Source organism: Archangium violaceum, from assembly GCF_016887565.1.
GTDB classification, from domain to species: Bacteria; Myxococcota; Myxococcia; order Myxococcales; family Myxococcaceae; genus Archangium; species Archangium violaceum_B.
In genome coordinates this window covers 5,208,535-5,228,122 of the sequence record NZ_CP069396.1, presented here as the reverse complement: position 1 = coordinate 5,228,122, position 19,588 = coordinate 5,208,535, and the positions used below count along the sequence as shown (strand labels likewise).

Sequence of the window (19,588 nt, the reverse complement as noted above, 5' to 3'; positions counted from 1 at the left end):
GCAGGATGTACCGTTCTTGCCTCTGGCGCAGAAGAATCCTTCCGGGCAGTTCTCGGGTTCATCCATCTGGCACGGACGACCGCAATACCCGTTGCAGATCAGCCCTCGCTCACAAACCACCGACTTCTCCTGGGAGCTTGCCATGCAAGGCTCCCCCTCCCCGAGAGAACCCGCCGGGGTGCAGCGTCGAACCAGAGCGCCTCCCCCCAGGGGCTTCAGGGCCCGACAGGTAAAGCCCTCCTTGCAATGCCGATCCGTCAGACAGTCACTATCGAGGCAGTAGCTCTCGAAGCCCGTGAAGAAGGCCAGGCATTCCAGGGGTGGCTCGCAGTCCTCGCGCTTCCCGCAACGCCGCTCGAAGGTACTCAACCCAACGCGTCGTTCCTGGGAGAGCACGGGACTGAATTCCACCCCATCGACCCCTTGGCTCCAGCGCTGCGAGTACAGACGGACACTCGAGAGGAGGGCGAGCGGAAGCAACAGGAGCAGACCGGCGGCAGCGCCGATCATCACCCGCGACTTCACGGACATCTCCAACCGCAATCCTCCTCGGAATCCTCGGAGGATTCGTCACAGCTCCACTCAGCCTGACTGCCGTCGGCACACAAGGGCGGTCTGGCGACCCCTGTATTCTCGGCGATGTCCTTCGCCGCGGCCCGGTCGATGAAGCCGCCCTTCTTGTGGAACTCCGGGCACCCGGTTCCAAGGACCAGCATCAGCAACGCGACTTCAAGTACACGCCTCGCACGCATACAGGCCCCCCGGGCAACAAGCCGCCAGGACCCGCATTCTACGACGACGGCAGCGGCCCCAGGTAATCGAGCGGATCCGCCGGCTTGCCGTCGACGCGCACCTCGAAGTGCAGCTGCGGACCACTCGTCTTGCCGGACTCGCCCACGGTGGCGATGACCTGACCGCGCCGCACCTTCTGGCCGCTCTTCACGCGCAGGTCGCGGTTGTGCGCGTAGAGCGTGATGAGGCGCTCCGAGTGCTGGACGATGACGATGAGCCCGTAGCCGCGCTGCTCGCCCGCGTACAGCACCTCGCCCTCCTGGGCCGTCTTCACCGGTGTACCCACGGGCACGGCGAGATCAATCCCATCGTGCGGCTCGCGCCCCTTCTTCCCGAAACGGGCGTACAGCACCCCGCGCAGGGGCCAATCCAGCATCCCCTTCGTCTCCGGCACCGGGCGGGCCGGCGCGGGACGGGACACGGGCCGGGGCTCCGAACGCGATCCCGGAGCCGTCACCACCACGGGAGACTTCTTCCCCGGCACCGGGCGCTCGTTGCCCCTGCCCGGCTCCGGAGTGGGAGAGGACTCGGTGGCCACCGGCACCAGCTTCTCGATTCCGGGAATGACCAGCTCCTGCCCCACGGACAAGGTGCGCGGGTCATTGATGCCGTTCGCCCTGGACAGCTCCTCCACGGAGACGCCGTAGTTCCTGGAGATCCGGTACATCGTCTCGCCCGGGGCCACCGTGTGCCGGACGGCCACCGTCCGCTGGACGGAGACGGAGACGGGGATGAGCTCCAGCTCCGGGTGGGGCTCGCGCAGCTCGCCGAGGCCCAACGGGGACTGCTCGGAGACGGACGCGGAGGGTGAAGGGGTGACGGACTTCGACACCAGCGAGCAGCCGGTGGTGCCGAGGAGCGCGAGCAGCGCGAACAGCGCCGGCCGCACCCACCTGGCGTCCGCCACCGCCAACCTCAGTCGCCTCCCCTGCCCACGTCGGAGCGCGGGAAGCCCTCGAGGTTCCAACCCGCCAGCGCCGTCATGGCTTGCGTGTCGGTGAGCTCGAAGTTGAGCGGCGTCACCGAGATGCGGCGCTCCAGGTGCACCGCGTTGCAGTCACTGCCGGGGACGTCCTCGTGCGCGTAGGAGCTGCCACCGATCCAGTAGTACTTGCGACCGCGCGGATCCTCCTTCTCCACCACGTCGTACCCGTACGAGTGCCGGCCCAGCCGGGTGATGGCGTACCCCGTGGGCTCGCCCCGGGGGACGTTGACGCTGAGCAGCATCCGGGGCGGCAGCTGGGGCTGGGCGAGCGCCGCCGCCACCAGCGAGCGGGCAAAGCGCGCCGCGTGCTGGAAGTCGAACGGCGCGCGAGACACCAGGCTGAAGGCAATGGACGGAATGCCCAGCAGCGCGGCCTCGCGGGCGGCGGCCACCGTGCCCGAGTAGTTGACGTCGTCGGCCAGGTTGGCCCCGTGGTTGATGCCGGACACCATGATCCGCGGGCGATCATCCTTCATGAGGTGATGGATCGCCAGATAAGCGCTGTCCGCCGGGGTTCCATCCACGGCGAACCAGCGCTCACGCACCTCGGTGATGCGCAGGGGGCGGTGCAGGGAGATGGCGTGCGAGGCCGCGCTCTGCTCGCGGTCCGGCGCCACCACCCACACCTCCCCCAACGGGGTCACCGCTTCCACCAGGTTGCGCAGGCCCTCGGAGAAGTAGCCGTCGTCGTTGGAGACCAGGATGCGGGGTTTCTTGTCGGCCACGGCTCTCTCTCCGTTCCTCTCGTTACTTCGACTTCAGTCCCTTGATGGCGTGCATGCCCGCGTAGCGAGCGCCCGCGCCCAGCTCCTGCTCGATGCGCAGCAGCTGGTTGTACTTGGCGATGCGGTCCGAGCGCGACGCCGAACCCGTCTTGATCTGTCCGCAGTCGAGCGCCACGGCCAGGTCGGCGATGGTGGTGTCCTCGGTCTCGCCCGAGCGGTGGCTCATCACCGAGGTGTAGCCGGCCTTGTGGGCCATGCGCACCGCGTCGAAGGTCTCCGTGAGGCTGCCGATCTGGTTCACCTTCACCAGGATGGAGTTGGCCACGCCGCCCTGGATGCCGCGGCCCAGGCGCTCCACGTTGGTGACGAAGAGATCGTCACCCACCAGCTGGATCTTGTTGCCCAGCGCGTCCGTGAGGCGCTTCCAGCCGTCCCAGTCGTCCTCGGCCATGCCGTCCTCGATGGAGACGATGGGGTAGCGCGACACGAGCTGCTGGTAGTAGTCCAGCATGCCGGCCGCATCGAACTCCTTGCCCTCGCCCTTGAGGCGGTACTTCTTGCTGCCCTTGTCGAAGAACTCGCTGGCGGCCACGTCCATGGCCAGGAACATCTGCTCGCCGGCCTTGAAGCCCGCCGAGGAGATGGCCTCCATGATGAGCTTGAGCGCCTCCTCGTTGGCCGGCAGGTCCGGGGCATAGCCGCCCTCGTCGCCCACACCGGTGGCCAGCTTGCGGCCCTTGAGGATCTTCTTCAGCGCGTGGAACACCTCGGCGCCCCAGCGCAGGCCCTCGGAGAAGGAGGGAGCGCCCGCGGGCACCACCATGAACTCCTGCACGTCCACGCGGGTGTCGGCGTGCGCGCCACCGTTGAGGATGTTCATCAGCGGCAACGGCAGGGTGCGCGCCTGCGCGCCGCCCACGTAGCGGTAGAAGGGAACGCCGAAAGCATCCGACGCCGCGCGCGCCGTGGCCATGGACACCGCCAGGATGGCGTTGGCGCCCAGCTTGCTCTTGGTGGGCGTGCCGTCCATCTCCAGCATCTGCATGTCCACCGCGTACTGGTCCGCGGCATCCATGCCCACCAGCTCGGGGGCGATCGTCTCCATGATGTTGGAGACGGCCTTGCGCACGCCCTTGCCCAGGTAGCGGTTCTTCTCCCCGTCCCGCAGCTCCAGGGCCTCATGCTCACCGGTGGAGGCACCGGACGGTACCGCCGCACGGCCCTTGGCTCCGCCCGCCAGGAAAACCTCGGCCTCCACGGTGGGGTTACCGCGGGAGTCGAGCACTTCACGCGCCACGATTTGAGCGATCTCGGTCATGGCGCGGGGTTCTAGAGGACACCCCCGCCCCGAGCAAGCTTGCTCGACAGGAGGACTGCTACACTGTCGGCCCCCCGAAGCCCCTCCCGCCGCCCCATGCCTCCGCGCCGACCCGCCGCCCCCGTTTCCGACCCGCACCCGCGCCTGCGCGGCCGAGGCGCCCTCCTGGGCCTCGCCGTCGGTGACGCGCTCGGCGCCCCCTTGAAGACACGGCGTCTGCCCGCCCCACCCTTCCCCCAGCTCGCGGACGGACTCTTCCGGGAGCTCAAGGGCGGGGGCCCCTTCGAGCTGCGGCGGGGCCAGGTGGGCGAGAGCGGGCAGATGGCCAGCTGTCTGGGCGCCGGTCTGCGCGAGCTCAAGAGCTACGACCCGGATGACATGCTGCGCCGTTACCTCGCCTGGCAGGGGCATGCCGTGGGCATGAGCGAGTCCACGCGCGAGGTGATGACGGAGCTCCTCGAGTCCGGCCTGCCCAGGGCCACGGCCGCGCGGCGCGTGTGGCTGCGCGGCCTCCGGCGCCCCGCGGGCAACGGCAGCCTCGCGCGTACCGCCCCCATCGGCGTCTTCTTCCACAAGGACGCCCAGGCGCGAGTGCAGGCCTCGCTCGCCGACTCCGCGCTCACGCACTTCGACCCGTGCTGCCAGCTGGCCTGCGCCGCCCTCAACGGCTCCATCGCGCACGCCCTTGGCGCGGGCGAGAAGCTGAAGACGGAGGATCTCATCACGGCCGCCATCAGCGGGCTGTCCGTGGCCAGTGCGTCCCTGGGCCGCTCGGCCGCCGACTACGTCCAGGAGGTGTCGCGCGCCACGGCCGCGCTCCGGGAGGACCTGGCGGCGGCGCAGCGGGACGACCCCCTGCTGTACGGTCCGGACCTGCACCTGCACCTGCACCCGGACCGGGTCCGGGTGGCCTTCCGGCTGGCCTACTGGGAGCTGTTGCACGCGCCCGGCTTCGAGGCGGGCGTGGTGGACGTCATCAACCGGGGCGGGGACGCGGATGTGAACGGAGCCGTCACCGGAGCGCTCCTGGGCGCATTCCACGGCGAGGAGGCCATCCCGTCGGGGTGGCGGCAGGGCGTGCTGGAGGCGCTGGGCCCGTGGGGCTCGGGGCCCCTGTGGACCCTCTACCACCCACGACACCTGTTGTTGCTGGCGCCGGACTGAGGGCTCGCCGGAACCGCGGACATGGCAAGGCCCGCGTGGCGCGTCCGGAGTCACCGGGACGTCCACCGCGGGCCTCGGAGGCAATGCGGCCGCTCAGCCGAGAAGATCGATGATGATGACCCCTCGCTGGGGCTTCTCGTCGTCGTCCGCGTCCGTGCGGCGCCTGGGGCGCTCCTCTGGAACCGGAAGGGGGATCTCGAGCGCGGGGCGCTCCCGCTCCTCCCGGTTCCTTTCCCGGCGCTTGATTTCCTCGATGATGAAGGCGTCGAGCATGGGTTCGGTTTCTCCGTCAGCCTACGTACCCCGATGTACGCCCGCCATCCCGCTCCTGGTTTCCCGCGACCCCGTCGGCATCTGAGTACCTAAGATGCAAAGTAAGGGCCTCGGTTTCCTGATGAGTACGTGCCAGCACCCCCGCATGCTTGCCCGTCCGCCACCCGACAGCTGGACCTGGCGGAAATGTCCAGTAAATCAAATGGCCTCGAACCACCAGACGCCGAGAACGTTGACTGGATTGTAATCGAGCCACGGTTCCCCGCAAGCGGTCCAACTGGATGGAGCTTCCGGGGCATCCGGAGTGATGGGTGGGACAGGCCGTGGCTCGCTCTCCCGCCTGCCCCCCGGTCCGCCCGGGGGACGAGTCGTGACGACGCGGTGCGCCGTGGAGCTCAGGTCCCCTCGGCCCGGCGCTTGAAGGCCTCCAGCATCTTGGGCAGCGACTGATCCACCAGGCCGTTGATGATGGCCTTGGGCACCAGCGGCCCCAGGGCCATCTCCACCGTGTAGGTGGCCTTGGTGCGGCCCTCGCCGTCGGGCTCGAGCACCCAGCTGCCCTTGTTGTCCTTCATCACCTCACCTTCGACGAAGGACCAGGACATGCGCGTGGGCCGCTCCTCCTTGACGAGGAGGGTGTAGCGGATCGTCTTCACCACGTTGACCTCGTAGTGGACCTTCACCTGGTTGCCCTGGCGGTCCGAGGTCCAGATCTTCTTCACCTCGGGGAGGAACTCCCCGTAGCGGTCATAGTTGGCGATGATGTCGAAGAGCTTCTCCGGGGGGGCGTTGATGATGATGGAGCGAGTAGCGCCAGCCATGGTGCGTGTCTCCGCGAAGGGGTGTGACTAGAAGTTGTAACCCGGTTTCTTGTCGAACTTGTGACGGGATTGGATGAAACGCACCGTGCCGGTCTTGCTGCGCATCACCACCGAGTGCGTCTCGCAGCCGGTGCCGAAGAAGCGCACGCCGCGCAGGAAGTCGCCGCTGGTGACGCCGGAGGCGGCGAACATCACCTCGCCGCCGGCCAGCTCCTCGGCCGTGTAGATCTTCGAGATGTCGGAGATGCCCATGCGTTTGGCGCGCTCGATCTCCTCGTTGTTGCGCGGCACCAGGCGGCCCTGCATGTCACCGCCCACCGAGCGGATGGCCGCGGCGGCGATGACGCCCTCGGGGGCACCGCCGACGCCCATCAGCACGTCCACGCCGGTGTCCTCGAAGCAGGTGGCGATGCCGCCGGCCACGTCCCCGTCATCGATGAGGCGGATGCGCGCGCCCGCGGCCCGCACCTCCTTGATGAGGTCCGCGTGCCGCTCGCGGTCAAGGATGATGACCGTGAGATCCGAGACGTAGACCTTCATCTTCTCCGCGATGGCGTGGAGGTTCTCGGTGGGAGAGCGGCGCAGGTCGATGGCGCCCTTGGCGCGGGGCCCCACGGCGATCTTCTCCATGTAGGTGTCCGGGGCGTTGAGCAGCTTGCCCTTCTCGGCCATGGCGACCACGGCGATGCTGCCCGGGCGGCCGTAGGCGCACAGGTTGGTGCCCTCGAGGGGATCCAACGCGATGTCCACCTCGGGATCGCCCTCGTTGCGCCGGCCCACCTTCTCGCCGATGTAGAGCATGGGGGCCTCGTCGCGCTCGCCCTCGCCGATGACCACCGTGCCGTTGATCTGCAGCGCGTCGAAGGCCTTGCGCATGGCATCCACGGCGGCCTGATCCGACTCGTTCTTGTTGCCGCGGCCCATGAGCCGGGCGGAGGCGATGGCCGCCATCTCGGTGACGCGCACGGCCTCCATTGCCAGGTTGCGATCCATTGTCGGGTTTCTCCTTGGAACAAAATGAAGAAGTGGGAACTCAGGGCGCTTCGTGCAACAGGCGGACGACCGCTTCCGGCAGTCGGGTGGGCCGGCCTTCGCGGCTCACGCAGGCGTGCACGGTGCGCCCGGTGCACAGGGGGGTGTCCGAGCCTCCCTCACGGAAGATCTCGTAGGAAAAGGTAAGCGACACCCGCTTGAGCTCGCTCACGCGGGTGCGCACGAGCAGCACGTCCTCGTAGCGGGCGGGCGACTTGTAGGACGCGGTGGCCTCTACCACGGGCAGCATCAGTCCCTCGCGCTCCAACTCGCGGTAGCTGCCCCCGCGCGAACGGAAGTACTCGCTCCGGGCGAACTCGAAGTAGCGGAAATAATTGGCGTAATACACGACACCCATCTGGTCCGTGTCGCCGTAGATCACTCGAAGTCGTGCCTCGACCATGGGTCGTTTCGACCGTAACAGGGGAGTGTCCGACCGGAAAGCATGGTGCGAGGGAGTTGGTTGCTTCTGAGCACGAGCCGTAGAGGATCGCGCCCATGCTCCGCGCCCTCACCCTCCTGTTGCTGCTCACCGCCCTCCCCGCCCTGGCGAAGCCGCCCCGGCTGACGCTCTTCATCACCGTGGACGCGATGGGCTCGGACCTGTTGCTGCGCACCAAGCCGCGCCTCAAGGGCGGACTGCGGCAGCTCATCGACTCGGGTGCGTTCTATCCTTATGCGCGCTACCAGTACGCCAAGCCGCGCACCGCGCCGGGCCACGCCACGTTGTCCACCGGCGCCAACCCCTGGCGCCACGGCATCGTGGACAACCGGATCATCGACCGGGCCACGGGCAAGCCCGAGCGCGTCTTCCCGGACGCCGCGCATCCGGTGCTGGAGGCCCCCCTCTCCCTGGAAGACGTGAGCCCGGCCAACCTCATGGCGGAGACGCTCGCGGACAGGCTGCGGCTGACCACCCAGGAGCAGGGCAAGGCCCTCGCGATCTCGGGAAAGGCGCGCTCGGCGATCCCCCTGGCCGGCAGGCTCGGTCAGGCCTACTGGTACGACGAGACGGTGGGGAAGTTCGTCACGGGCACCTGGTACACCAAGGAGCTGCCCGGCTGGCTCAAGACCTTCAACGCGGCCAACCCGCCCGAGGCCTTCTTCGGCAAGACGTGGGAGCCGCTGCTGCCCCGCACCGAGTACGTGGGCGAGGATGATCGCCCCTACGAGGGCGAGTACTACGGGCTGGGGCGCACCTTCCCGCATCCGCTCAAAGGAGGCCTCACCTCCTCCGGACCCGAGGCATACACCGCCTTCGCCATCTCCCCCCTGTCATTGGACCTGGTGGTGAAGGCCGCGCGGGCCGCCATCGACGGCGAGGGCCTGGGCAAGGACGAGGTGCCGGACCTGCTCGCGGTGAGCTTCAGCGCCACGGATCGCGTCTTCCACCAGTACGGCCCCAACTCGTGGGAGATGCAGGACACGATGTACCGGCTGGACAAGGCGGTGGGCGACCTGGTGGCCCTGGCCGAGAAGGCAGCGGGAGGCCGGGCCAATCTCCTCGTGGTGCTCTCGGCCGACCACGGTGGCGCGGCGGTACCCGAGCACTGGGCCGCTCAGGGAGTGGGCTCGGAACGAGTGGACCCGAAGGCCCTCTCCAAGGGGCTGACCGAGGCGCTGCGGGCGCAGTTCGGCGGGGACGTCACCGCCACCATCGAGGAGCTGGACGCGTACCTGGGGGGCAAGACCCTGGAAGGCGGCAAGGTGGACGGAGCGGCGGTGCGGCGGGCCGCGGCGGCCTGGCTGGCGAAGCAGCCGGCCATCTCCCTGGCGGTGGCGAGGGACGACCTGTACACGGCACCGGACGTGGCGGGGCTGATGGAGCCGCTGCGGCGCGGCTACTACGCGGGGCGCAGCGGTGACGTGCTCTTCGTGGTGAAGCCCTTCCACGTCATCAGCGCCGACACCGTCGGCACCAACCACGGGACGCCGTACGCGTACGACCAGCTGGTGCCCCTCGTCCTGGCGGGCAGGGGGGTGAAGCCGGGCACGTATCCGCAGGAGATCAGCACCACGGACGTGGCGCCCACGGTGGCGGCGGTGCTGGAGATGAACCTCCCCGCCTCCGCCGAGGGCAAACCCCGTTACGAGGCCCTCGCCCCCAGCCGCTGAGCGGCCGGGCTACTTCGCCTGGACGATCTCCAGGGACAGGTCCATGGCGCGCGCCGAGTGCGTGAGCGCGCCCATGGACACGAAGTCCACGCCGAGCTTCGCCAGGCGGGGCAGGCGCTCCAGGGTGATGCCGCCGGAGACCTCGAGGGGGATGCGGCCGGCGGTCAGCTCCACGGCGCGGCGGATCTGCTCGTCGTCCATGTTGTCGAGCATCACCACGTCGGCGCCCTCCTCGAGCGCCTCGGCGAGCTGATCGAGGTTGGTGACCTCGATCTCGATCTTCACGAGCTGGGGCGCGTTGGTGCGAGCGCGGCGGAGCGCCTCGCGGACGGAGCCGCCGACGGCCGCGATGTGGTTGTCCTTGATGAGGACGCCATCGAAGAGGCCGAAGCGGTGGTTGAAGGCTCCACCGGCCTTCACGGCCTGCTTGGACAGGGAGCGCATGCCGGGGGCGGTCTTCCGCGTGTCGAGGATGCGCAGCTTGGTACCGCGCACCGCGGACATGACCTGATGGGACAGGGTGGCCATGCCCGAGGTGCGCTGGATGATGTTGAGGGCGGTGCGCTCGGCGGTGAGGAGCGCGCGCATGCGGCCGCGCACCCGGGCCACCACCGTCTTGGGCTGAAGCTCCTGCCCGTCGCGAGCGAGGAGCTCCACATGGACGTCCGGATCCACGCGCAGGAAGACGCGGACGAAGGCGTCCAACCCGGCGAGGACGAGCCGCTCCTTGACGAGCAGCTCGGCGGTGCCCTGGGCGTCCACGGGGACGAGGGATTCGGTGGTGACATCGCCCGCTGCCCCGAGGTCTTCCTCGAGGGCGAGCGAGATGAGGCGATCCAGGAAGGCGTCCATGTGAGTCGCGTCTCCGAGTGAGGTCAGCGCCGGGCCTTGGCTACACGAGACGCCGCCGACTTCTTCCGGGCGGAGGGCTCGCGAGCCGCTGGCTTCCCCTTGGCCTTGGCCGAGCCCCGAGCAGGCACCTTGGCCTTGGCCACGGTCTTCCTGGCCGGAGCCTTCTTCGCGGGGGCCTTCTTCGCCGCCTTCTTCGCGGGAGCCTTCTTCGCCGCCGCCTTCTTCACGGGGGCCTTCTTCGCGGGAGCCTTCTTGGCCGGAGCCGCCTTCTTCGCGGGAGCCTTCTTGGCTGGAGCCGCCTTCTTCGCGGGAGCCTTCTTGGCCGCCGCTGCCTTCTTGGCTGGAGCCGCCTTCGTGGCCGCGGCCTTCACGACCGGAGCCGCCTTGGCGACCGGAGCCGCCTTCTTCGCGGTGGCCTCGCGGGTCGTGGCCTTGACCTCGGGTGCCGCCTGGGCCTTCACCGCGTTCCTGGCGATGCCGCCCTTCCGCACGGGCTTCGCCGGAGCCTGCTCCTCCTCGCTCTCGCTGGACCCGACCTCGTGGACGTCCTCGTCGGCATCCTCGTCCTCGTCGTCTTCCTCGATCTCACCGGACCCGACCTCGTGGACGTCCTCGTCGGCATCCTCGTCCTCGTCGTCTTCCTCGATCTCGACGACGTTGGACTCGACGATCTCGCCGTCGGTGGTACCCGACTCGGCCTTGACGACCTCGCCATCGGCGTCCGCCTTGTTGGCCCTGGGCCTGGCGGCCGGGGCAGGCTCCCCGTCCGCGACCGGCGTCTCCTCGGGCCGGGCCTCGGGCGTGGCGCTCTCCGGAGCGAGCCGGGTCAGGCTGTCCTGCAGCTTGGAGATGCGCGCCTCCAGCTCCTCGACGCGGGCCCGGTCCTTCTCCACCACGTCCGGGGGCGCCTTGGCCACGAAGTTGGGGTTGTCCAGCTTGCGCTTGATGCCGCCCACTTCCTGCTCGGAGCGGGTGATCTCCTTGCGCAGGCGCTCGCGCTCGGCGTCCACGTCGATGAGGCCCGCCAGCGGGACGAAGACCTCCATCTGCGGTCCCACGAAGGCCGCGGACTGGGCCGGCTTGGGTCCGGGGGCCGTGACGCGCAGCTCGCCCAGGCCGGCCAGCGGCATCAGGTAGCCACGCCACCGCTCGAGCAGCTCGCGGGTGCGCGCGTCCGGGCTCTGCACGTACGCGGTGATGCGGGCCGAGGGCGGCAGGTTGCTCTCGCCACGGATGTTGCGCAGACCCTCGATGGCCGCGATGACCGGCCCCATCTCCGCCTCGGCGGCGGCGTCCTCGAGCGCCGCATCCGGCTCGGGGAACGGGGAGATCATGATGGACTCGGCCGGCCGCGACATGGGCAGCTTCTGCCAGATCTCCTCGGTGATGAAGGGCATGAACGGGTGGAGCAGCCGCAGGATGCGGTCCAGGCAGAACACGAGCACCGCGCGGGTGTTGTCCTTGGCCTTCGGGTCCTCACCGTAGAGCGCGCCCTTGGCCAGCTCGATGTACCAGTCGCAGAACTCGGCCCAGAGGAACTGGTAGAGCGTGGAGGCGGCCTCGCCGAAGTTGTAGCCCTCCAGCGCCTTGCGGGTCTCCACGGTGGCGCGCTGCAGCCGCGAGAGGATCCACCGGTCCGCCAGGGTGAGCTCGCGGTCCTTGATGGAGCCCGTGCCGAGCTGGAAGTCGCCCATGTTCATCAGGGCGAAGCGACTGGCGTTCCACAGCTTGTTGGCGAAGGCCTTGTAGCCGGCCACGCGGTCCAGCGAGAGCTTGATGTCGCGGCCCTGCTGGGTGAGGGCGGCCAGGGTGAAGCGCAGCGCGTCCGCGCCGTGGGCGGGCATGCCCTGGGGGAACTTGTTGCGCAGGTTCTTGGCGAGCTGGTCGGCCGGGGCGCCCTGGATGATGTCGAGGGGATCGATCACGTTCCCCTTCGTCTTGGACATCTTCTCGCCCTTCTCGTCGCGCACCATCGCGTGCAGGTAGACGGTGCGGAAGGGCACGTCCTTCATGAAGTGCAGGCCCATCATCATCATCCGGGCGACCCAGAAGAAGAGGATGTCGTGGCCCGTCTCCATGACGGAGTTCGGGTAGAAGGTCTTCAGCTCGCCCGTCTGCTCGGGGAAGCCCAGGGTGCTGAAGGGCCACAGACCCGAGGAGAACCACGTGTCGAGCACGTCCGGGTCCTGCTCCAGGCGCGAGCCCTGGCACTTGGGGCACTGGGCCGGCGCGGTGCGCGCGACGATGGGCTCGGCGCGCGAGTAGTCGATGCCGCCGGTGGCCTCCAGGCGCGGGCTGCAGTCGGCGCAGTACCAGGCGGGAATCTGGTGGCCCCACCACAGCTGGCGGCTGATGGTCCAGTCGTGGATGTTGCGCATCCAGTGGAAGTACGTGTTCGTCCAGCTCTCCGGGACGAACTTCGTGCGGCCCTGCTCCACCGCCTCGATGGCGGGACGGGCCAGGGGCTCGATCTTCACGAACCACTGCGGAGACAGGCGCGGCTCCACCACGGTGGTGCAGCGCTGGCAGCCGCCGACGGACAGCTTGTGCGGCTCCTCCTTCTCCAGCAGGCCCTGGGCCGTGAGGTCCTCGAGGATCTGCTTGCGCGCGGCGAACCGGTCCATGCCCGCGTACGCCCCACCCTCCTTGTTCACGCGCGCGGCCTCGTCCAGGACGCTGAGCATGGGCAGGTGGTGGCGCAGACCCGTCTGGTAGTCGTTGAAGTCATGGGCCGGCGTCACCTTCACCACGCCAGTCCCGAAGGCCGGATCCACCAGCTCCGCGTCGGCGATGATGGGGATTTCGCGGCCGGTGAGCGGCAGCACCACGCTCTGGCCGGCGAGCCCCTTGTAGCGCTCGTCGTCGGGGTGGATGGCCACGGCGGTGTCGCCGAGCATCGTCTCCGGACGGGTGGTGGCGACGGTGAGCTTCCGGTCGCTGCCCTTCACCGGGTAGTGGATGTGCCAGAGCGAGCCCTGCTTCTCCTCGTGCTCGACCTCCAGGTCGCTGAGCGCGGTGTGGCACGAGGGGCACCAGTTGATGAGCTTCTGGGCCCGGTAGATGAGGCCCTCCTCGTGCAGGCGCACGAAGACCTCGCGCACGGCGGAGGAGACGCCCGGATCCATGGTGAAGCGCTCGCGGCTCCAGTCCAGGCTGGCGCCGAGCACCTTGTGCTGCTCGCGGATGCGGTTGCCGTACTTGTTCTTCCACTCCCAGACGCGCTCGAGGAACTTCTCGCGGCCCAGGTCGTGGCGCGTCTTCTTCTCCTTCTCCTTGAGTTCGCGCTCCACCACCATCTGCGTGGCGATGCCGGCGTGATCCGTGCCCGGGACCCAGAGGGCGTTGAAGCCGCTCATGCGCTTCCACCGGATGAGGATGTCCTGGATGGTGGCGGTGAGCGCGTGGCCCAGGTGCAGGCTGCCCGTGACGTTGGGCGGCGGCAACACGATGCTGAAGGCCGGCTTGTCGGAGGTGGCGTCGGCGCGGAAGTAGTCGCGCTCCAGCCAGTGGGAGTACCAGCGCGCCTCGACCTCTTTGGGGTCATAGGCCTTCGGAAGTTCGGTCGTATCGCTCATTGGAAATGAGAACCGGCCCACGCGGGCCGGTGGCGGAGGACCGGCCCGACGAGGGCCGGTCGGGGTGAAGAAGACGGATGACGACGATTCGCGCTCAGTGCTTCGTCTCGCGGTCCTTGATCAACCGCTCCAGCTCCTCGCGGATGATCGTCTCGGCCAGCTGGGGCACGACCTCCCAGGCGATCTTCTCGATGACCTCGCGAGAGGCCTTCGAGAGGGCCTCGCGCAGCTGCGCCTCGCCCCCATCGGCGGCGGGGGCGGGACGACGGGCCTCCACGGCAACGGGGGCCGGAGTGCGCACCGGAGCCGGCGCGACCTCCTCCACGGGCTCATCGAGCGAGAGATCCTCGAGGCCGTTCGCCTCGGGGGTCACCTCCTCGACGGGAGCGGGCTGGGCCGCGGGAGCACCGAGGCCGAACGGATCCTTGCCCCGAGCCGACACGGCGGGCGCGGTCCCGGGCAGCGGCGTGGCACCCGGCGGGCGAGGCAGGCCACCCGGCCCACCCGGAGCGGGAGCACCCGGCCCCGGCATCCCCGGACGCGCCATGCCCGGAGCACCCGGCCCCGGCGGCATCCCCGGCCCCGGCATACCCGGACGCGCCATTCCCGGAGGAGCCCCCGGTCCCGGAGGCATTCCCGGCCCCGGCGGACGCATGCCCGGAGCACCCGGCCCCGGAGGCATTCCCGGCCCCGGCGGACGCATGCCCGGAGCACCCGGTCCCGGCGGCATTCCCGGCCCCGGCGGACGCGCCATGCCCGGAGGAGCGCCCGGTCCCGGAGGCATTCCCGGCCCCGGTGGACGCATGCCCGGAGCACCCGGCCCCGGAGGCATTCCCGGCCCCGGCGGACGCATGCCCGGAGCGCCCGGCCCCGGCGGCATTCCCGGCCCCGGCGGACGCGCCATGCCCGGAGCGCCCGGTCCCGGCGGTACACCCGGCCCCGGCGGACGGGGCGCGCCGGGCCCCGGAGGACCCGCGGGACGCTGCGGCTGGGCGGGAGCGGCGGAAGGAGCCGTCACCTGGGTGGCGGCGGAGGCGGGCATGGTGTTGGACTTCTGCCCCACCAGCGCCTTCACCTTGTCCAGGAGCACCTGGCTCTCGAAAGGCTTGGTGATGTGGTCGTCCGCCCTGGACGCACGCGCCCGAGCCTCGTCGAAGGCCTCGAAGGTGCCGGCGAGCAACAGCACGGGGATGCCCTGCGTGGCCGGATCATTCTTGAGCGCCTCGCAGACCTCGTAGCCGTTCTTGCCCGGCATCATCACGTCCGCGAGCACCACATCCGGGCGCAGCTCGCGGGAGCGCGTGATGGCGTCCAGCCCGTTGTCGACCGCGGTGACCTGAAAGTCCTCGGTCGCGAAGATCATCCCGATCACCTTGCGGATGGTGAGCGAGTCATCGGCGACCAGCAGATTCTTGGGCATCGGTTTCGGGCCTCGGGGGCTGCAAACCCCCTGGAATTCGTTGAGAAATCGGGACCCTGGGTCCCAGTGTCAGGCCGGGCAGCTTACGGTTCGCCACCCGGGCCTTCAAGAAAACAAGCGGAAGCTCAAGAAAACATGTGCTTCAGGTCCAGAAAGAGCACGGGAGTTGGCAATCCCGGGGCGAGGAACTCCCCCGGCTCCTCGGCGGGCTCGAAGCGGGGATGGAGGCCCAGCACGCGCGAGGCGCACAGTCCGAGGGTCCGGCCCGGCAGGTCGACGAGGACGAGGAAGCCCTCCGGGGTGGCCGGAGCGCCCAGCAGCGCCGGAGCGGAGTAGATGGGCCAGAGCGCCTGCGCATGGGGGTAGACGCCCGCGACCGCGCCTCCCTTGCCCGGCAGGGCGCTGAAGGACGGCCCGCGCACCACCACCTGGGACACCAGGGGCAGCGGGAGGCCGAACAACCGCCCCTGTGATTCGAAGACGAGCGAGCGGTCGGGCGAGCCCCGGACCAGGTGCACCGGGTGCTCGGGTGGGGGGTGCACGGTGCCCGGCTCGTGGGGCAGCGCCTCGGCGGTGAGCTCCAGGTAGAGCTTCTCCTTGTGCAGCACGGCGCTGCGGCTGAGCGCGGCCAGCGTGTCCCCCAGCCCCGAGGGCAACAGGAAGTGGGGAGCCTGGGCCGCGTCCACCACCTCGACGATGGAGCGCACGCGCACCGCCAGTGTGGGGCTCACGTCGAACACGACGACCATGCCCGGGCCCGGCTCCGGATCGCCGCCGAGCAGCACGGACAGATCCTTCACCTCCAGCACTCCACGCAGGCTGGTCTCATCGGGGCCCGGCGCGGCGACCTCCATGATGGAGGTGGCCTCGACGGAGAAGCGCGTCTCGCCCGCTTCCATCAGCAGACAGAGCCGGCGTCCGCTTTCATAGGGAGGCACGGGGGCAGGCTAGCAGCCCCCGAAGCTTGGTGCTAAGCCCTTCGTGATGGCGCGCATCCTCCTGTTGGATGACGAGAAGCTGGCCCAGACCCTCTACGGCGACTACCTGCGCGCCGTGGGGCACGAGGTCACCGCCGTCTCCACCATCCAGGAGGCCAGGACGGCGCTGGCCGACGGCCGCTACGACACCGTGGTGACGGATCTCATCCTCCCCAACGGTGACGGGATGGAAGTGCTGCGCCACACGAAGGAGCACCACCCGGGCATCGAGGTGGTGGTCATCACCGGCCTGGACAAGGTGGACCCGGCGGTGCGCGCCATCAAGAGCGGGGCCGCCGAGTACCTCGTCAAGCCGGTGGCGCCGGAGGTGCTCCAGCACGCGGTGCAGCGGGCGCTCGCCACGCGCGAGCTGCTGCGGGAGAACGCCGCGCTGCGCCGGTACGTGTCCCTGTTGGAGACAGGACAGCGCATCTCCACCACGCTCGATCGGAGCCGGTTGGCGGACACCGCCTGCGCGTCGTTCCTGGCCATGGGCTCGGCCGGCGCGGTGATGCTGTTCGAGCACGACAGCGGGGGTCGTCCGCGGCAGCTGGGCGATCAGGGCGTGGCCGGCGCGCTCCGGGCGTCCCTGGTCCCCTTCCTGACACCGCACCTCGGGACGTCCCGGGAGACGCGAGTTTTGGAGGAGGTGCCGGGCCCCTGGCCGCGAGCCCTCGTGGTGCCCGCGCTGGACGGGGAAGCGCTGCTCGGACACGCCGTGCTCCTCTTCCCCGGCTCGCCGCCCGAGGGCATCGCCGAGGCCACCAGCTTCCTCGCGCGCTGTCTGGCGCTCGCCCTGCGCAACCTGGGCCGCATCGCCGAGGTGGAGGACCTGGCCTACCTGGACGATCTCACCCACCTCTTCAACACCCGCTACCTGCACCTGGTGCTGGATCGCGAGCTGAAGAGCGCCCAGCAGACGCAGGGGGTCTTCAGCCTCCTGTTCCTGGACCTGGACTACTTCAAGACCATCAACGACACGCACGGGCACCTGGTGGGCTCGCAGGTGCTGGTGGAGATGGCGCGCGTGCTCAAGGGCTGCGTGCGAGACCACGACGTGGCGGTGCGCTACGGCGGGGACGAGTACGTGGTGCTGCTGCGAGGCACGGACTCGGGTGGCGCGTTGAAGGTGGCCGAGCGCATCCGGCGCACGGTGGAGAACCACCGCTTCCTGGCGCGCGAGGGACAGTCGATGTCGCTCTCCACCTGCATCGGCGTGGCCAGCTTCCCCGAGCACACCCGGGACAAGGCCACGCTGTTGGACCTGGCCGACCGGGCCATGTACCGGGGAAAGAAGGGCACCCGGAACGTCGTCTACATGGCGGCGAGGGATCTGGAGGCCACCCCCGAGGCCCGCCACAGCCAGCCCACCGGGGGCTGAGCGCCGGGGCTCAGCGCCGCAGCGAGCCCACCGTCAGCCGCTTGTCCAGACCGGTGGAGTCCGCCGACGAGCGGCCCTCGCCCCCCTCGCCCGCCGCCTCCACGGCCTCGTGCGAGGCACCGGAGACGATGAGCCGGAACTTCTCCGACATGACCTTGATGTGCTCGGCCTGGGCGGGATCCAACGAGGCGATGAGCTGCCAGAAGAGGGCGGCGTGCTCGCGCTCCTCGTCCATGACGTGCTGGAGGATGGCCTTGGCCGCCTCGTTGTCGGTGGCCTCGATGTGGGCGGCGTAGAGGTTGATGGCGTCCAGCTCCGCCTCCATGTCCAGACGGATGGCACGGGCCAGCTCCGAGTCCGTCAACTTCCTGGGCACCACCGAGTGGAACGGATTGGTCTGCGGCATGGAGAGCTCTCCGAGGACGTACGGCCAGTATGAGCGGACCGTGTAGGAGCCCGGAAGCATCCGTGTCCCGGGGTCATCGGTCAACGGAATCCAGCGGCTCGCGTTGCGGCCGGGCGGGTGGCTCGGCCATGCTGATGAACCATGGACATCCCGGCCCCGCTCGCGCTCCTGCTCCAGGCCTTGGAAGCGGGAGACCTGCCGGCGGCGAAGGCAGCCGCCGCGGAGCTGCAACGGAGCAGCGCCATCACCACCCAGCTCGCGGCCGAGGTGCTCCACGAGCTGCGCCAGCCGCTGTTGGGCGTGAAGGCCTACACCCAGCTGCTCACCGAGGAGATCGGCACCCGAGGCCCGCTGCGGCAGATGCTGGCGCAGGTGGAGCGGATGGAGCAGATCATCTCCGACTTCACCCGGCTGGCCAGCGAGCGCCCCGCGCCGCAGCAGCGCGTGCCGCTGGTGACGCACGTGCAGGCGGCGGCACGCGCCTTCGCGCTCAACCCGGACTCGTCGCGCATCTCGCTGCAGCTGGAGGCGCCCGATGCACCGCTCGAGGTGCAGGGCAACGGCCGGCTGTTGGAGCAGCTCACGCTCAACCTGCTCAACAACGCGCGCGACGCGGCGACGGGGCGGGGGCTGGTGAAGGTGGTGCTGGGACGCGAGGGGCGCTCGCCGGTGATGTACGTGGCGGACTGGGGCCCGGGAATACCCGAGGCCGTGCGCCACCGGCTCTTCGAGCCCTACGTGACGGGCAGCAAGCGCGGCACCGGACTGGGGCTGGCGGTGTGCAAGCGCATCGCGCAGGAGCACCACGCGCAGCTGGAGCTCGTCCCGGCCTCGGTGCTGCCGGATCAGCCGCCGCCCACCACCGTCTTCCGAGTCCTCTTCCCCGCTCCGGACGCCGTCCCGGCCACCGTGGCCCGCGCGCCGGTCTCCCCCTCCCCCACTCCGGCCCCCTCACGCCGCCGCCTGCTGGTGGTGGACGACGAGGAGATCATCCGCAGCGTCTTCAAGGATTTGATGAGCCGGGAGTGCGAGGTGCTCGAGGCCGCCAACGCCGAGGAGGCACTGGCGTACCTCGAGCGCGAGCCGGTGGATCTCATCGTCACGGACAAGAACCTGCCGGGCCTGTCGGGACTGGAGCTGGCGCAGCGGGCGCGGCGGTTGGATCCCAACTCGCGCGTCATCCTGATGACGGGCTACCCCTCGTTGGTGACGGCGCAGCAGGCGCTGGAGCTGGGACTGCTGGACTATCTGCTCAAGCCCTTCGACGACATCCGCGAGGTGCGGACGAAGCTGCGCGAGGCCCTCACCCATGCGCCCCCCACCCGGCAGGGCTTGCGCCCGGGGAGCAGCCGCGTGGACGTGCTCGATGACAGCCCCGCCTCGGCGAGGCGGGCGACCGAGGCGCTCGCCCAGCTGGGATTGGAGGCGCGGGTGCTGACCACGGCCTCCGAGGAGCCCACGGCGGAACCTCCGGCGGCGGTGGTGGTGAGCTGGGACCTGGGCACCGCCTACGGGAGGCAGGCGCTGGAGCTGGCCCGGAAGCAATCCCGGGGAGCGCCCTTCGTGGTGCTCGCCGAGTACCTCTCGCAGGAAACAGTGCTGGAGGCCCTGCGAGCGGGCGCCTCGGGGTGCCTGGCGAGGGAGCTGGAGGCACACGAGCTCAGCCACGAGCTCTCGCGAATCCTGTGCCACGCCCCCTCACCCTCTCCCTCTGGGAGAGGGCCGGGGTGAGGGTCTCCCCTCCCTGGGGTT

The 19,588-nt window shown here is 69.7% G+C and carries 16 protein-coding genes; 4 read left to right on the top strand and 12 right to left on the bottom strand.

Annotation, left to right across the window (positions count from 1 at the left end; all coding sequences use genetic code 11):
- Positions 1-790: 790 nt before the first annotated feature.
- From JRI60_RS21415 to eno, 3 genes are read right to left on the bottom strand one after another with little or no spacing between them, the layout of a single operon-like run.
- Positions 791-1,699, bottom strand: a complete 909-nt coding sequence (locus JRI60_RS21415; protein WP_430384392.1) for a peptidoglycan DD-metalloendopeptidase family protein — start codon at positions 1,697-1,699, stop codon at positions 791-793.
- 8 nt (positions 1,700-1,707) lie between these two features.
- Positions 1,708-2,502, bottom strand: a complete 795-nt coding sequence (gene surE / locus JRI60_RS21410) for a 5'/3'-nucleotidase SurE (protein ID WP_204227692.1) — start codon at positions 2,500-2,502, stop codon at positions 1,708-1,710.
- Between the two features lie 22 nt (positions 2,503-2,524).
- Positions 2,525-3,820 carry a phosphopyruvate hydratase gene (eno, locus tag JRI60_RS21405; protein WP_204227691.1) on the bottom strand — a complete coding sequence of 432 codons (1,296 nt, stop codon included), beginning with the start codon at positions 3,818-3,820 and terminating at the stop codon, positions 2,525-2,527.
- Positions 3,821-3,916: 96 nt separating this feature from the next.
- Between eno and JRI60_RS21400 the strand changes: the two genes are divergently transcribed.
- Entirely contained in the window at positions 3,917-4,984 is a 1,068-nt protein-coding gene (locus tag JRI60_RS21400) for an ADP-ribosylglycohydrolase family protein (protein WP_204227690.1), read from the top strand.
- A 93-nt stretch (positions 4,985-5,077) separates the two neighbouring features.
- On the opposite strand, the gene JRI60_RS21395 is transcribed toward JRI60_RS21400, so the two are convergent.
- From JRI60_RS21395 to JRI60_RS21380, 4 genes are all read right to left on the bottom strand, one after another.
- On the bottom strand, positions 5,078-5,257 hold the full coding sequence (locus JRI60_RS21395; RefSeq protein WP_204227689.1) for a hypothetical protein: 180 nt from the start codon (positions 5,255-5,257) through the stop codon (positions 5,078-5,080).
- Between the two features lie 395 nt (positions 5,258-5,652).
- The gene (locus tag JRI60_RS21390; RefSeq protein ID WP_204227688.1) at positions 5,653-6,078 is read right to left on the bottom strand and encodes a type II toxin-antitoxin system RatA family toxin; all 426 of its coding nucleotides are present in this window, start codon (positions 6,076-6,078) and stop codon (positions 5,653-5,655) included.
- A 27-nt stretch (positions 6,079-6,105) separates the two neighbouring features.
- Positions 6,106-7,071, bottom strand: a complete 966-nt coding sequence (gene glpX, locus JRI60_RS21385) for a class II fructose-bisphosphatase (RefSeq protein ID WP_204227687.1) — start codon at positions 7,069-7,071, stop codon at positions 6,106-6,108.
- Between the two features lie 40 nt (positions 7,072-7,111).
- Positions 7,112-7,513, bottom strand: coding sequence for an acyl-CoA thioesterase (locus JRI60_RS21380; RefSeq protein ID WP_204227686.1), 402 nt, complete (start codon positions 7,511-7,513; stop codon positions 7,112-7,114).
- A 95-nt stretch (positions 7,514-7,608) separates the two neighbouring features.
- On the opposite strand from JRI60_RS21380, the gene JRI60_RS21375 reads away from it, so the two are divergent.
- Positions 7,609-9,225: an alkaline phosphatase family protein gene (locus JRI60_RS21375; RefSeq protein WP_204227685.1), complete on the top strand. Its 1,617-nt coding sequence runs from the start codon at positions 7,609-7,611 to the stop codon at positions 9,223-9,225.
- A 9-nt stretch (positions 9,226-9,234) separates the two neighbouring features.
- Here JRI60_RS21375 and nadC read toward each other — a convergent pair whose 3' ends face one another.
- The 4 genes from nadC to JRI60_RS21355 form a co-directional block, all read right to left on the bottom strand.
- A complete protein-coding gene (nadC, locus tag JRI60_RS21370; protein ID WP_204227684.1) occupies positions 9,235-10,077 on the bottom strand; it encodes a carboxylating nicotinate-nucleotide diphosphorylase in 843 nt (280 codons plus the stop codon).
- A gap of 23 nt (positions 10,078-10,100) precedes the next feature.
- Entirely contained in the window at positions 10,101-13,652 is a 3,552-nt protein-coding gene (locus tag JRI60_RS21365) for a valine--tRNA ligase (protein ID WP_204227683.1), read from the bottom strand.
- A gap of 94 nt (positions 13,653-13,746) precedes the next feature.
- Positions 13,747-15,072, bottom strand: a complete 1,326-nt coding sequence (locus JRI60_RS21360) for a response regulator (protein ID WP_204227682.1) — start codon at positions 15,070-15,072, stop codon at positions 13,747-13,749.
- Between the two features lie 125 nt (positions 15,073-15,197).
- Positions 15,198-16,010 (bottom strand): chemotaxis protein CheW, encoded by an 813-nt coding sequence (locus tag JRI60_RS21355; protein WP_204227681.1) that lies wholly within the window; start codon positions 16,008-16,010, stop codon positions 15,198-15,200.
- Positions 16,011-16,056: 46 nt separating this feature from the next.
- On the opposite strand from JRI60_RS21355, the gene JRI60_RS21350 reads away from it, so the two are divergent.
- Complete coding sequence (locus JRI60_RS21350) at positions 16,057-17,430, top strand: GGDEF domain-containing protein (RefSeq protein WP_204227680.1); 1,374 nt, start codon at positions 16,057-16,059, stop codon at positions 17,428-17,430.
- Positions 17,431-17,440: 10 nt separating this feature from the next.
- Here JRI60_RS21350 and JRI60_RS21345 read toward each other — a convergent pair whose 3' ends face one another.
- On the bottom strand, positions 17,441-17,836 hold the full coding sequence (locus JRI60_RS21345; protein ID WP_204227679.1) for a demethoxyubiquinone hydroxylase family protein: 396 nt from the start codon (positions 17,834-17,836) through the stop codon (positions 17,441-17,443).
- A gap of 141 nt (positions 17,837-17,977) precedes the next feature.
- On the opposite strand from JRI60_RS21345, the gene sinK reads away from it, so the two are divergent.
- Complete coding sequence (gene sinK, locus JRI60_RS21340) at positions 17,978-19,567, top strand: hybrid histidine protein kinase/response regulator SinK (protein WP_204227678.1); 1,590 nt, start codon at positions 17,978-17,980, stop codon at positions 19,565-19,567.
- The last annotated feature ends 21 nt before the right edge of the window (positions 19,568-19,588 follow it).